15 protein-coding genes are annotated in these 14,281 nt (G+C 55.6%); 3 read left to right on the top strand and 12 right to left on the bottom strand.

Annotation, left to right across the window (positions count from 1 at the left end; all coding sequences use genetic code 11):
* Positions 1-65: 65 nt before the first annotated feature.
* From treP to KNP76_RS16010, 5 genes are all read right to left on the bottom strand, one after another.
* Positions 66-1,514 (bottom strand): PTS system trehalose-specific EIIBC component, encoded by a 1,449-nt coding sequence (gene treP, locus KNP76_RS01770; RefSeq protein WP_214842300.1) that lies wholly within the window; start codon positions 1,512-1,514, stop codon positions 66-68.
* 567 nt (positions 1,515-2,081) lie between these two features.
* On the bottom strand, positions 2,082-2,789 hold the full coding sequence (treR, locus tag KNP76_RS01765; protein WP_214842287.1) for a trehalose operon repressor: 708 nt from the start codon (positions 2,787-2,789) through the stop codon (positions 2,082-2,084).
* A 52-nt stretch (positions 2,790-2,841) separates the two neighbouring features.
* A complete protein-coding gene (locus KNP76_RS01760) occupies positions 2,842-3,690 on the bottom strand; it encodes a DegV family protein (protein ID WP_214842285.1) in 849 nt (282 codons plus the stop codon).
* Between the two features lie 95 nt (positions 3,691-3,785).
* Positions 3,786-4,478: a response regulator transcription factor gene (locus KNP76_RS01755; protein ID WP_034808242.1), complete on the bottom strand. Its 693-nt coding sequence runs from the start codon at positions 4,476-4,478 to the stop codon at positions 3,786-3,788.
* Between the two features lie 27 nt (positions 4,479-4,505).
* Positions 4,506-5,630, bottom strand: a complete 1,125-nt coding sequence (locus tag KNP76_RS16010) for a sensor histidine kinase (RefSeq protein ID WP_200871117.1) — start codon at positions 5,628-5,630, stop codon at positions 4,506-4,508.
* Between the two features lie 173 nt (positions 5,631-5,803).
* Between KNP76_RS16010 and KNP76_RS01745 the strand changes: the two genes are divergently transcribed.
* Both KNP76_RS01745 and KNP76_RS01740 read left to right on the top strand, forming a co-directional pair.
* Entirely contained in the window at positions 5,804-6,445 is a 642-nt protein-coding gene (locus KNP76_RS01745; protein ID WP_034808245.1) for a YigZ family protein, read from the top strand.
* A 41-nt stretch (positions 6,446-6,486) separates the two neighbouring features.
* The gene (locus KNP76_RS01740) at positions 6,487-7,491 is read left to right on the top strand and encodes an LCP family protein (RefSeq protein ID WP_214842283.1); all 1,005 of its coding nucleotides are present in this window, start codon (positions 6,487-6,489) and stop codon (positions 7,489-7,491) included.
* A 345-nt stretch (positions 7,492-7,836) separates the two neighbouring features.
* Here the strand turns inward: KNP76_RS01740 and KNP76_RS01735 are convergent, their stop codons facing one another.
* From KNP76_RS01735 to KNP76_RS01715, 5 genes are all read right to left on the bottom strand, one after another.
* Positions 7,837-8,895, bottom strand: coding sequence for a glycosyltransferase family 4 protein (locus KNP76_RS01735; protein WP_034817927.1), 1,059 nt, complete (start codon positions 8,893-8,895; stop codon positions 7,837-7,839).
* Positions 8,896-9,020: 125 nt separating this feature from the next.
* Positions 9,021-9,434, bottom strand: coding sequence for a Rok-like winged helix domain-containing protein (locus KNP76_RS01730; protein WP_034808248.1), 414 nt, complete (start codon positions 9,432-9,434; stop codon positions 9,021-9,023).
* A gap of 216 nt (positions 9,435-9,650) precedes the next feature.
* The gene (pgmB, locus tag KNP76_RS01725) at positions 9,651-10,316 is read right to left on the bottom strand and encodes a beta-phosphoglucomutase (protein WP_034817926.1); all 666 of its coding nucleotides are present in this window, start codon (positions 10,314-10,316) and stop codon (positions 9,651-9,653) included.
* Positions 10,317-10,515: 199 nt separating this feature from the next.
* Entirely contained in the window at positions 10,516-10,833 is a 318-nt protein-coding gene (locus tag KNP76_RS01720; RefSeq protein WP_251137287.1) for an Asp23/Gls24 family envelope stress response protein, read from the bottom strand.
* A 92-nt stretch (positions 10,834-10,925) separates the two neighbouring features.
* Complete coding sequence (locus KNP76_RS01715; RefSeq protein WP_034808252.1) at positions 10,926-11,981, bottom strand: acyltransferase family protein; 1,056 nt, start codon at positions 11,979-11,981, stop codon at positions 10,926-10,928.
* Between the two features lie 257 nt (positions 11,982-12,238).
* Here KNP76_RS01715 and KNP76_RS01710 point away from each other — a divergent pair, with 257 nt between their 5' ends.
* Positions 12,239-12,733, top strand: coding sequence for a hypothetical protein (locus KNP76_RS01710; protein ID WP_214842281.1), 495 nt, complete (start codon positions 12,239-12,241; stop codon positions 12,731-12,733).
* Positions 12,734-12,735: 2 nt separating this feature from the next.
* Here KNP76_RS01710 and KNP76_RS01705 read toward each other — a convergent pair whose 3' ends face one another.
* Entirely contained in the window at positions 12,736-13,335 is a 600-nt protein-coding gene (locus tag KNP76_RS01705; protein WP_211780709.1) for an alpha/beta hydrolase, read from the bottom strand.
* Positions 13,332-14,276, bottom strand: a complete 945-nt coding sequence (locus KNP76_RS01700; RefSeq protein WP_214842279.1) for a VOC family protein — start codon at positions 14,274-14,276, stop codon at positions 13,332-13,334. The genes KNP76_RS01705 and KNP76_RS01700 overlap by 4 nt, the downstream gene beginning before the upstream one ends.
* Positions 14,277-14,281 lie beyond the last annotated feature (5 nt).

Raw genomic sequence — 14,281 nt, 5'->3', positions numbered from 1 at the left:
TTTTTGTAAGAGTTTTCATTCCAATCGAAAAGAGGGAAGAACTGCCGTCCCTCCCTCCCGAGTCATCATGCTACTTTATTTTGTTCAATTTCACCTTTCTTCATGTAACGCTTCGACAAGACGAACGTCAAAACGAATGGGACGACGATCGCGATGATCATCCCGACGATGAAGAGAAGGATTTTGTCCGTGAAGATCGAGAGGAAGCCAGGGAGTCCCCCGACACCGATTCCGATCGCTTGGACGTTATTGAGCGTGATGAAGATGGCGGCTGTCGCCGAACCGATCATCGCTGAGTAGAACGGGAACTTGTTCGGCAAGTTCACCCCGAACATGGCCGGCTCGGTAATCCCGAAGTAAGCCGAGATCGCTGACGTCGACGCCATGCTCTTTTGTTTCGCGTTGTGCTTGTAGACGAAGAACATCGCGAGCGCGGCCGAACCTTGGGCGATGTTCGACAAGGCAATCATCGGCCAGATGAACGTGCCACCCGTCTCGGCGACGAGCTGCAAGTCGATGGCGATGAACAAGTGGTGCATCCCTGTGACGACGAGCGGTGCATAGAACAGTCCGAATAGGAGCGCCCCGATGACCGGGATCGCTTCGAACACGTTGACGATGCTCATCGCGATGACGTTACCGAGACCACGCGTAACTGGTCCAACGATCGCGAGCGCGAGGAAACCGGTGACGACAATCGCCGTGATCGGTACGACGAGAAGCTGAATTGCGTTCGGTACGTGCTTCTTCAAAAAGATTTCAATATGGCTCAAGATGAACGCTGCAGCAAGGACTGGCAAGATTTGACCTTGGTAGCCCACTTTCTCAATCTCGAACAAACCGAGGATGTCAAACGTCGGGACGTCGCCTTCAAGCGCCGCCGTACCGTATCCCCAGGCGTTCAAGAGGTCCGGGTGGACGAGCAAGAGACCCATGACGATCCCGAGCACTTCGCTGCCGCCGAACCGTTTCGTCGCCGACCAACCGACGAGCGCTGGGAGGAAGACGAATGACGTGTTCGCCATCATGTTAATTAAGTCCCAAAGACCTTGTAGGTTCGGATACGCTTCGATGAGCGTCGCATTATCAACAAAGAGACCTTCTGATGCGAGTAGGTTGTTGATCCCCATCAAAAGACCGGCTACGATAATCGCCGGGATGATTGGCATGAAGACGTCTGAGAAGACTTTAACGAGTTTTTGAAGCGGGTTCATCTTCTTCCCGCCGGCCGATTTGACCTCGGCGACCGTCGCCGCTTCAAGTCCGGCGAGCTTGATGAACTCGGCGTAGACGCGCTCGACGTCCCCTGCCCCGATGACGACTTGGTACACACCCGAGTTCTCGAATGCCCCTTTGACGAGGTCGGCTTCTTTTACTTTCGCCTCGTCGACTTTCGACTGGTCCTTCAATGAGAGACGGAGCCGCGTGACACAGTGCGCCGCCTTGTCGACGTTATCCTTGCCCCCGATGGCTTCGAGGATATCCGCCGCGATTTGACGATAATCTGCCTTCATAATGTAGGCCTCCTTTGTTTGAAAGCGTTTGTTGAGAACGGTTACATATGATTACAAACAAAGTTTAACTTATATAGACGAGTTGTGTCAACAACTTATCTATATAAGTTACCGTGACAAATGTGTGACAGGCGTTCATTCATTTTGTTCCCTCTCGTGTCGATTCGAAACGAAAAAAGACCCCTTCCGAAGAGAGGGCACTGAAAAACCTCCTCTCTATCCGAGCGTGAGAACGTGAAAAAGGCGATTGGTCCGACTTGTGTCGGGCCAATCGCCTTTTTTCCAGGTCATAGAGCGCCGCATACGGGCTCGGCGGCATGTTTGGTAGGTCAGGCATCATCGAAATCGCCTCCAGGGTGTTTGGTTACAGCCAGTTTAGTCCGGAAGGGAGACGACGTACAGTGTCGCCCCGAGGGCACGCCGACTCCCGGGGAATCAGCGGGCAAGGCGAGACCCAGCAGCGACGACGTCGCGATGCGGCTCGACGCCCGCCCCCAGGAAAGCGGCGTACCGGACAGGGCGGCTCAAGGGCAAAGTTTTTCAGTGCCCTCTTCCGAAGAAAGGACCTTAGCGGCGGGCCACGTCACTGAACTGGAACTTGTCGAGCCGGTGACGGGACTCCGTATATTCGAACTGGCGTCCCTCGTACAGGAACGTGTCGTTCGTGATGACGATGACGTATTCGTAGTCGTGTAGATCGAGCCGCACCCGGTCGAGCGCCGTCACGTCCTCGGCGGCAATCTTCCGCTTGGCGTAACTGATTTGCAGGCCGAGCTCATGCTCGATGTAATGATAAATCGAATGCGCGGCGACCGCCTCGGTCAATCCAGGCACGAGGTCTTTGACGAAATAGTTGACGTCTAGGATGACGTTCTCCCCGTCGAAGTTCCGGACCCGCTCGATGCGATACATCCCCGTCCCCGGCTCGAGGTTCATCCGTTCGGCGAGCCAAGGCGGCGCCTCAATCTCCTCGAACGAGGCGACCGTCGTCTGAATCGAGCGGCCGAGCATGGACGCGTATACCTCGGAGAAGCTGACGATGCCGTTGAACTGGAACTCGATTTGGTCGCGGCGAAGAACGAAGACGCCTTTGCCGTGATGCTTCCGGACGTAGCCGTGCTCTTGCAAGAGATCGAGCGCCTTGCGGACTGTGCCGCGGCTCGCCTCGAACGCATGCATCAGCTCGGTCTCGGACGGGAGCTTCGATTCGGCCGGCAAGGCGCCGCTCCGCATCTTCTCGGCGAGCTGTTCGTAGATTTGGCGATACTTGGCCACGTGTCTCCTCCCCTTTCAATCGAAAAAGACGACCGCTCGGCCGTCTTTTGTTTTACCAGTCGCGGCGATACCACGTGATGCCGATTGCCCCAGGTCCGAGATGCGTCCCGATTACCGGACCGAAGTGGCTCCCCGTGATATGCGCTTTCGGGAACTTCGCTTTCAACGAGGCGATTTCCTCGGCCTGCCGTTCCGGGCAATTCGCATGGATGATGCCGATGCAGTAGCCTTCCCCGTCACCGTTGATCGACTCTTCCATCATCTCTTCGATGCGGCGGACCGCCTTCTTGTACGTCCGAATCTTCTCGAACGGGACGATGAGCTTGTCTTGGAAATGAAGCACCGGCTTGATTTGAAGGAACGAGCCGACGAGTGCCTGCGCCGCGCTCAAACGGCCGCCCCGCTGCAAGTGGTCGAGGTCATCGACGACGAAGTAGGCGCGAATCATCGAACGCATCTTCTCGAGATGGTCGAGAATCTCTTGGGCCGAGGCGCCGGCGTCACGGAGGTAGACCGCCTCCTCGACGAGGAACGCTTGTGGCATGCATGAGATCTCTGAGTCGAACGCGTGGACGTTGACGTCGACCATGTCGTTCAACGCGACCATCGATTGGTACGTACCGCTAATCCCGCTCGAGAGCGTGATGGCGATGACATCGGTCACATCACTCGGGAGCTGCTCGAGCAACTCGACCGTCTCCCCGATACTCGGTTGTGACGTCGTCGGCAAATTCCCCGCCTCGATGCGGTCATAGAACGCCTCGGTCGTGATGTCGACGGCTTCGCGGTACGATTCCCCGTCAAAAATCACGCTGAGCGGCGCGACGTGCACCTCGCGCGTCTCACAAAATTCGGCCGGCAAATAGGCGGTACTGTCGGTCAAAATAGCTATGTTTCCCATTCTATATCCTCACTTTACGTCGTTTCATTTTTCCAATTATGTTAGGATTCCATTCCATATTGTAACACAAAAACGAGGTAAAGCATCGGTCTCGGTCAAATCTCGACCCATCCGCGGCGAATCGCGTCGACGACGGCTTGCGTCCGGTCGTTGACGTCCATCTTGCGGAGCACGGAAGACACGTGGTTTTTGACCGTCTTCTCACTGATGAAGAGCATGTCGCTAATGTCGCGGTTCGAGCGGCCGTCGGCGAGCAAGTGGAGCACTTCGACTTCACGGCGCGACAACAGCTGGTACACCGGATCGTCCGTGCGGCTCTCGACGTTGCGCCCGGCGTGCTCGTCTTTGATTTGAAGCAAGCGGCGATATTCTTTCAAGACGCCCGTCGTCACTTTCGGGTGCAAGTACGCCCCGTCCTTGGCGACCGAACGGACGGCCGAGATGAGCTCGGTCGAGGCGACTTCTTTCAGCAAGAAACCTGAAGCCCCGGCTTCAAGCGCGTGCGTGATGTACGACTCATCGTCGTGAATCGACAAGATGAGGACGCGTGTGTCCGGTGAGAGGAGCGACAGCTGCTTCGTCGCCTCGATGCCGTTCAAGTCGGGCATGTTGATGTCTAGAATCATAATCTCCGGGTTGTGCTCGCTCGCGATACGAATCGCGTCGAGCCCGGTGCGCCCTTCGGCGACGACGAAGAACTCGTCCTCTAAATCAAAAATCCGTTTCAAGCCTTCACGAAACAGCTCATGGTCATCGACGATCGCGATGCGTGTCTGTGTCAGTTCCATTGGATGATTCCCCCTTGGTTGGTTCGGTTACGCGATTGGAATCGACATGCGGACGACCGTCCCTTTGCCGACTTCCGAATCGATGGTGATGCTTCCGTTCACGAGCTCGATCCGTTCGCGCATCCCTACGATGCCGAACGACTCTTCCCCGATCGTGCTCGGCACGAAGCCGACGCCGTGGTCGCGCACGTGGATATGAATCGCATCATGTGCTTGTTCGACGTTGACGATAATCTCGGCCGTCTTCGAATGTTTGATGGCGTTTTGGACCGCCTCTTGAACGAGACGGAACACGTTAATCTCGAGCTTCTCCGGCAGGCGGGCCCGATTCCCACGATAGTTGAGCCGCGTCTTGATGGCCGTGTACTCTTCGGTCTGATGCAAGTAGCGCTCGAGCGTCGGCAAGAAGCCGAGGTCGTCGAGCGACATCGGACGAAGGTCATAGATGAGCCGGCGCACGTCGACCAAGGCACCGCGGATGAGCCGTTTCAACTCATGCAGCTCGGCGAACGCCTCGTCTTTGCCGCGCTTGTCGAACGTCTTCTCGATCAAGTCGGCCCGAATCAAAATATGGGCAAGCGATTGCGCCGGTCCGTCGTGCATCTCGCGGGCGAGGTGGCGCCGCTCGCGCTCGGCCGCCTCGAACACGCTGATCGCCATCTCTTGCTTCTTCATCATGTCGGAATACTCTTGTTGCAAGTCGTCACGTAAGAAGTTCAAGACGACGGAGACGCGACTGACGAGTTTCTCGGCCCGCTCGATCGTGTCCTCGAGGACGAGCAATCTGCGCTCGAGGTCGTTGCGACGCTGCTGTGCGTTCATCTCTTCCTTTTGGACGAGGAAGCGCTCGAGCTGCATCTGGTTCGCCCGCTCGTAGGCGTCCCGGATTTCTTGTTCGCTATGTATATGAAACTTCTTGCTCACTTGGACGAGCTTGTTCTTCGCCGCTTTCACGAGCAAATCGAGCCGGTCCGATTCGGCGATGTAAAACTCAATCTTCTCCGTCAGCTCTTTCAACTCGTTTTGAATCAAGGAGTACTCGGTGGCCGAACTCTCGGTGATCCGGACGATCTCCTCTTTACTTTCCGTCACCGTATCAATCATATTTGTTATGATATGTTCTAAAGCTGTACGATCGGTAATATGATTCACGATGCCATCCCCTAATACGTCGGTAGTTAGTCCTCGTTTCTATTATCGTCTGAAAAAGCGAATGTTACAGCGAAACGTAGTGGTCTCCTTTAGCCAAATTCGCCAAGTGCGGCATGAACGCCTACTTGAATTCTAAAAAAAATATTCAAAAATAGAAAGGAGAATTTTCAGAAATGTCTGTTGAACCAAATTATACTATAAAACAAGATGGAGAATACGAGGTCGTCATCCAAAAGTCAAAATTCATCGCCCACTTCAAACGGGTCGCGACCGAGGAAGAGGCGCAAACGTTCATCCAAACGATCAAAAAGGCACACTGGAACGCGAACCATAACTGTTCGGCCTACATCATCGGGGAACGGAACGAACACCAGAAGGCGAACGATGACGGCGAGCCGAGCGGCACGGCCGGCATGCCGATGCTCGAGGTGCTCCGCAAGCGGCAACTGAAAGACACGGTCGTCGTCGTCACCCGCTACTTCGGCGGCATCAAGCTCGGTGGCGGCGGACTCATCCGCGCCTACGGTGGCACGGTGAGCGAGGGGCTCGATGCGATCGGCATCGTCGAGCGCGTCCCGATGCAACGGTTGACGCTATCGGTCGACTACGGCTGGATCGGAAAAGTCGAGAATGAACTGCGGCAATCGGACTATCTGCTCGACGATATCGTCTATGCCGAGGACGTCACGTTCCACGTCTCGGTCCCGGTCGAAGAGACCGAGACGGCGCTCGCCTGGCTCGTCGATTTGACGAACGGGCAAGGGGGTCTTAAGACCCAGGACGTACGTGTCATCGAACGTGATTTTGTGCGATAAGTCACGTATACTAAAAGAAACGACTGAAATGAGGAGATGACATGGAACAACCCCCTCGTAAGACACGTACCCCGTGGAAAGTGATCCTCATCGCCCTCGGCATCGTCCTCGTCCTCGGCGGCGCCGCGTTCGGTTATTTCGTGTTCAAGGCGAACGAGACGGCCGAAAACACGAACGACGCGCTCGACCGTGGCGACAAGTCCGAGCGCCGGGACGACAGCATCGACTTGACGAAAGACCACTTCTCCGTCCTCCTCGCCGGCGTCGATGGCGGTGCCTTGCTCGAGGAAGGCCGCACCGATTCGCTCATGGTGGCGACGTTCAACAAGGAATCTCGCCAAGTGACGCTCGTCAGCATCCCGCGTGACGCTTACGTCGACATCGTCACGACGGACGGCGAGTTCAAAGACAAAATCAACCACGCCTACGCGTACGGTGGCATCGACACGACGATCGCGACGGTCGAGAACTTGTTCGACATCCCGATCGACTATTACGCGACAATCAATTTCGACGGCATCGAGGACCTCGTCGACGCGGTCGGTGGCGTCGAAGTCGACGTGTTGATCCCCATCTCGGGACGGGCGACCGGGAACGTCGAGCTCGAACCGGGCGTCCAGACGCTGAACGGCAAGGAGGCGCTCGCCTATGCCCGGATGCGCAAAGACGACCCCGAGGGTGACGTCGGCCGGGCGAAACGCCAGCAACAGGTGCTCGAGGCGATCATCAACGAGGCGACGACAATCAACTCGTTTGCGAAGCTGAATCGTATCATGAACGCCGTCGGCAACAACATTCGGACGAACATGACGCTCGCCGAGGCATCACAGCTGCAGCCGTACACGAAGTCGCTCCGCTCGTTCAACCAAGAGACGCTCAAAGGCGGCGACTTGACGATTGGCGGCGTCTACTATTACGAGATTGACGAGGCGGACCTCGAAGACAAGCAAGCGCTCCTCAAGACCGAACTTGGACTGCCGGTCACAGCAGAGACTGACACGCAGGAAGAGTCGGACGATAACTTGTCAGAAACGACGGCCTATTAAAAAACGACCGTGCGGCTTCAGACGGTCAGGCTGTTAACGAACCCATTCGCTTTTCGCGAATGGGTTCGTCTCATTTTTATGTTCGATAAGCTTGAGACGCTCTGCCCAGCACGAGATTGAAAACGAGGTCTTTTACTTCGGCCATCGAGACCTCAGAAAAACACAAACGGCCGCCCGATGGCGACCGTTTGTGTTGCTCGTCCGACGGCGCACCGGCTCCGACAGGAACGCAATCTGACGGAGACCTAGCAGCGACGCGAGTCGCGATGCTGCGCCGGAAGGACGAGCGATTTTATTGATGTTAGTCAACAAGCTGCCGCGGGGCTACCCACGGTCGTTTCCTGTTTAATCCGCCGCCTTCGTTCGGCCGAGTAAGCGCCGGGACGTCTGGATGAGCGGTTTATAGTTCGGATGAATCAATTCGGTCGACTCGACGATGAGCTCGATGACGATCAAGACGATGACGAACGTGATGACGGCGCCGAGCATCGTCGTCTTCGCGAACAGAATCGAGGCGATGCCGAAGAAGAGCGTCATCCCGTACATGAGGAGCACTGCTTGGCGCGTCGTGAACCCCATATCGATCAGTTGGTGGTGCATGTGCGACTTGTCCGGCGACATCGGCGGCCGTCCTTGGACGAGCCGGCGAACGATGGCGAAAATCGTGTCCGAGATCGGCAAGCCGAGCAAGAGGACCGGCACGACGAGCGAGAACAGCGTCACGTTCTTGAAGCCAATGAGCGAGAACACGGCGAGCATATAACCGAGGAACAGCGCCCCGGTGTCGCCCATGAAAATCTTCGCCGGATAAAAGTTATGCACGAGGAAGCCGAGCGTGCTCGCGAGCAGGAGCAGCGCCATCATCGTCAAATAGACGTTGCCTTGGATGATGGCGAGCACGGCAATCGTCCCGAGCGCGATGCTCGAGACACCGGCTGCGAGGCCGTCGAGGCCGTCAATCAAGTTGATGGCGTTCGTGATTCCAATCAGCCAGAGCACGGTCACGGGGATGCTCCATGAGCCGAGGTAAAGCTGTTGGTCGAACGGCAAGTTGATCATCTCAATCCGCATGCCCGAGTTGAGGACGACGACGGTCGCGATCATCTGCCCCATCAACTTGACGCGGGCCGACAGTTGGAACCGGTCGTCGATGAGGCCGGTCAAGACGATGACGACGGCACCAATCAAGATGGCGTCATTGTATCGGCTCGCCGGAAGCAACAGGGCGTAACCGATCAAAAACGCGATGAAGATGGCAAGACCACCGATGCGTGGCATCGTCCGCACATGTACTTTTCGGGCGTTCGGGTGGTCGACCGCGCCAATCAAGTACGCGAAGCGGCGTACGAGCGGCGTGATCAACATGGCCATCACAAAACTGACCAACATGGCAATCCATAACATGGGCCAACCGTTCCTCTCTCGTTAAAAAATAGACTCTGGCGAATTATAGCATAAATCCAGTCACCGAAATCGTATCAGAAATGTTACAAGCAAGAAAGCCCGACGAGTACTTCGTCGGGCTACCGTCATGCGTGCGCTGGTTCCGTCGTGACGTTCTCAGCTGTTTCATATGTATACAGGCCGCGGCCAATCTTCTTAATCTCTGGATTGACCGACTCGATTTTCACCATCAGCTGATAGATGTTGCTGATATGGTGCCGGTAACGGAGCTCGAGCTCCATTTGGATATCCCGTACGCTCATCGTCTTCCGTTCTTTTAAGAGGTCCGTCACTTGATGGACGTACACCTCAAGCGGATAACGTTGGTTGACGCGGCGCGGACGCAGCCGTTTCGTCGCATCGAGCATCATCTCGTCTTCACGTTTGTCCCGGCTTAGTTCTGCGATCAAATACTCAGCGCGGCGCTGCAATTGTCGATACGACTCCTCGATTTCCATCAGTTCCCGATAGATGTGCTCGTTGATGTTCGTGGTTTCCATGCACAAATCCCCTTCTACATTCCATTTAAAACCCTTGATTACCTATTTTAAATCAAGAATTTCTAATAATTCCTTGTTTTCATATAAAAGTGTAACGGATTTGTAACGTCCTTGTCATCTGTTTTTGGGCATTTCTGTCTATTCGGGACTTTATACCTAAATAAAGACGGCGACTGTTCGGGGCAGTCGCCGTCTCACGGAAGATGATTGTAGTCTTTACGCTCCGACGCGTTCGAGGATGCGTCCGAGCGAGAGTTCGTCGGTTGAAGAGACGATGAGGTCTGCATGACCGAGCATCGACTCGTCCCCGACGGCGACAGCAAACATGTTTGCCGCTTTAATCGCAGTCACGCCTGCGGCTGCGTCTTCAACGCCGATGGCATGTTCGGGTTTCACGCCAAGGGCAGAGGCAGCCTTCAAAAACACTTCGGGATGTGGTTTCGAATCGGCGACAGTTGCTGCATCGACAATGTGGTCGAAGTAATGACGGACGCCAAGTGCGTCAACGACCGCGAATGCGTTCTTTGAAGCAGATGCCATTCCGATTTTGAGTCCCGCCTCTTTGATTTCATCGAGGAATGAAACGATGCCTGGGAGCAGATCGTCAGAAGAGATGTGCTGAATGAGTTCAACGTAATGCTCGTTCTTCTTGTCCGCGAGTTCCGCTTTTTCAGCCGGTGTGAAGTCAGCTTGCCGTCCGCCGAGCGCGAGGATGCGTTCGAGCGAGTCGGTGCGACTCACGCCTTTTAGCGTCTCATTGAACTCACGGTCAAAGGGAATGCCGAGCTCTTCTCCGAGTTGTTTCCAAGCGAGGTAATGGTACTCCGCGGTGTCGGTGATGACACCGTCCAAATCGAAAATAACTGCTTCAATCGTTGACATACATGCTTTCCGCCTTTCCTTCCAATGTTTCTGTCGTCAGACTACATTTAGGGAACTTGACAAGTACCCGCTGCTCGTTGGTCATCGATGCAAACGGTTGCACTTGTTCGATTTCTATTATATCGGATATCGGTTCATCTATGCAACCGCTTTCGCAGAAAAAAATAAAAAGAGGAGCACATCGCCCCTCTCCCGATCCTTATAATTGGATGCCGACGACTTTCACGTTGACCGCGAGCGGCGTCATCGCGAGCATCGTGTCCATGTCTTGCGTGATGCGTTCTTGGACGGCAGTGACCGTCTTGATGATCGACTGGCCGTACGCGACGAAGACCGCGAGCTGGATGACGACGCCTTCCTCGGTCTCGTCGACTTTCACGTGCTTCATGAGCGCACGCTCCGACAACTTCGTGTCTTCCTGTGTGAACGAGACGTGCTTCGTCTCTTTCACCGCGACCGCGGCAATCATTTCCACGACGTGGCGTGAGACGTTGACGTCTCCTTCAGTACTGTTCATTCCATTTCCGTATGGCATGGTGTCACTTCCTTAGCTCTAGTTTCGTTACCCTACTTTAAAGTGTAGCGGAAAACGCTCGTTTAGAAAAGGGTTTACGCCTTTGTCGCCCGTTCGTCCTGCGCGCGGCGGACGTCAATCTCGACGAGCGGGCGCAACAAGCGCACGACCGGCGGGCTGATGATGACCGCGACGATGAGGAGTGACACCCCGAACAAGACGAGGAGCTGTTGCCACGACGTCGGCATGAACGCGGCCGGGATGAACGCCTTCCAGGCGACGACCAAGAAGACGTGCACCAAATAGACGTACAGGCTATACTTCCCGGCCCGGGTGAAGAGCGGCAGCTCACGTCCCGGCACGATGAGCGCGAAGCTGATCGCCATGAGGAGCGACACCGTGTAGACGATGAGGAACGCGAACGGCCCGCTCCAAATCGCCTCCGGCACAGCCGTCTCGTAGGCGAAGCGGAACTTGAACAAGTTGCCGACATGATAGAACGCGTCCGTGCGCTGGAAGCTCATCGAGGCGAGCAACCCGAGCGTGAGTGTCGTGAAGACGGCTGCTCCGCCGAGTCGGTAACGGTTGCGCTGCTCGGCCCGCTTCGGCAGTTCGAAGAAGTTCAACGTATTGCGCTCGCTCATCCAGTTGCCGATTAAGAAGAACGGATAAAACATGATGACCTTACGCAAGGCGAAAAAGCCGGTCGACTCAGCTTGGAAGCCGAAAAGGAGCGCGAACAAGAGCGCATAGAGGACGTAGCCTTTCAACTGGGTGACGTACGGGGTGATGACGTACCAGATGATGATCGCCATCAAGTACCAGAGCGCCCAATACGGCTTCAAGACGTTCAGACCCGGATTGTCAATCGACAAAAGCGGGATACCCTCGGTGAAGGCGAACCACGACCCGAGAATGACTTGCCAGATGACGTAGACGACGAACAGCTGGATGACGCGCAAATAACGGTTCTCCCGGAAGAAGTAACCGCTCAGCATGATGAACAACGGCATATGAAACGTGTATAAGAACAAATAAATCCAATTCGGCAACAGGTCGTCATAGGCGCCGCGCACATCGGTCAGCAAGTGACCGAAGACGACGAGCAAGACGAGCACGCCTTTAATATTGTCGTACCAATGGTTTCGCATAAACATTCCTCAAGTTCTATCTAATTTTTCCTCACTCATCATAGCCGATTTTTCTGCGTACGGAAATTACGATTTCACAAAAAAACGATGACGTCACTGTCATCATTCCCACGTTTCATCCGTTGCAAGCGATTTCTTCAAAAAATGCTCACGTGTAAGCACGTTTGCCGCGTATTCAAATAGACGAGTTTGGGTAATGTATAGTATAGTAGTTTTACTAAATAGTCTGAATATTCTAAAAAAAGGAGGTGTAGAGAATGTCTTCCGTCATCCGTAACCGCCACCACATGGTCCACGACCCGAAACGATCATTCTCTAACTTCGGATTCTGGTGGTTCATCGGCGCCTTTTCCGTCGGACTGTTCCTCGTCGCCTTCGAACCGTTGCGCGACCGGTTCACCGACATGCATCCGTTTCTGTCTACACTCTTTTTCATCGGCATCACGTTCTTGACCGGTGTCGTCATGAAGCTCGCCCGGGACGTCTGGTGGCTCAACTACTTGCTCGAACGCACCGCGAACCGTTACCTCTACATCGGGCCTGATACGCTGAAGAGCTGGGAATATACGCTCGACTCGATTTGGCTCCTCACCCGCACGTCACAAAAAAAGCTCGGCCGATTGTATATCCACATCGACCGAACTGTCCGTTCTGAAGAGGCGAAACGTCTGTTCGCCGCCTATTTGATTGACCGCGGTGTCCTCGTCGTCTACTCTCGACCATCGACATCGAAGCCGAAGAAGATGGCGTAAGGTCAGCCGATGAATGACGCGACCCATGTCCGGGCCGCCTCGACTTCCTCCATCCGCAGTTCATGCCCGCCTCCGTGATAGAAGAGTTCAACGTCCGCCCCGGCTGTCCGGAGCGTCGATGTGAGCTCTTCTGTTTCTGTTTTCGGGCAAATTGGATCCCGTTCCCCGGCCGAGATGAATACGTTCGCGCCGGAAAGGCTCGGGAGCGTGAGCGAACGGTCCGGCACCATCGGGTGGAACAACAGCGACGCGTGGAACGCGTTCTGACGATAGAGCGCCGAGCCGATCAAGTTCGCCCCGTTCGAATAGCCGAGCGGGATCATCTTGTCGCGGTCAATCCCATACTCCGTGGCCGCCTCGTCGAGGAAGGCGAGGAAGCGTTCCGTCTGCTTCTTCAAATCTTCCAAGTCGAGCACACCTTCCGCGTGGCGGCGGAAGAAGCGTGACATCCCGTTCTCGAGGACGTCGCCCCGGAGCGTCAAAATGTTGGCGTCCGCGTTCAATTCTTTCGCGAGCGGAATCAAATCCTGCTCCGTCCCGCCTGTACCGTGTAAGAGGACGAACGTCGTCTCGGTCGTGCCTTTAATGAATTGATGAATCATAGTATTTCTCCTTTTGGAATCGTGATTGGGGGTAACGTCTTCGTGATGGCGTCGCGCTTCGACTCGAACCAGTCCGGCAGTTTCAACGATGTACCGAGCGACTCCATCGTCTCGTCGACGAGGAAGCCCGGCGCGTCGGTCGCGAGCTCGTGCAAGATGCGCCCGTCATCGTGAAAGTAGACCGAGCGGAAATAGTGCCGCTCCTTCACCTCGGTCGGGCGGAGCCTGCGCTCGAAGATGGCGTCTTGCCATTTGTCATAGTCGCTTCCGTCCGTGACGCGCCAGGCGATGTGATGGACCGTCCCCGTTCCCGGCACCCCGTTCGGGAGGACGGTCTTTTTCACGTCGATGACGTTGCCGTAGTCGGCCGTACCGACGAGTCGGACCCATTCCGAATCTTCCCCTACCTTTTTAAAACCAAACAGGTCGGTCAAGAGTGTGACGGTCGCTTCTGGCTGTTTCGACAAGAGCGTCGCCCCGGCAAACCCGGTGATCGCCTCTGCTTGCGTGATGCCGGGGACGACCCATTTCGTCCGTTTCGAACTCTTTCGGACGACGAGCTCGACGACGAGGCCGTCCGGGTCCTCGAACAAGAGCGATGGCTCCCCGAACCGTTCGGTCGCGACCGTCTGGATGCCATGCGCGTTCAAGCGATCTTCCCAAAACGAGAGGCTCCCTTCCGGCACGAGGTACGCCGTGACGCCGACCTGCCCACTGCCGACGCTGCCTTGATTCAAGCCTGGGATTGGGAAGAACGTGATGGCCGTCCCCGGCGCGCCTTCCTCGTCCCCGAAATAGAGATGATACGTGCCCGGGTCGTCGAAGTTGACCGTCTGTTTGACGAAACGGAGTCCGAGGACGTCACCGTAAAAGTCGATGGTCCGTTGCGGCTCTTTCACCATCGCCGAGATGTGATGGATGCCCACTGATTGCAGTGTCATGTCAT

The sequence above is a fragment of the Exiguobacterium sp. s150 genome (assembly GCF_018618435.1).
Taxonomy (GTDB): domain Bacteria; phylum Bacillota; class Bacilli; order Exiguobacteriales; family Exiguobacteriaceae; genus Exiguobacterium; species Exiguobacterium alkaliphilum.
This window is presented reverse-complemented; position numbering and strand designations above follow the sequence as displayed.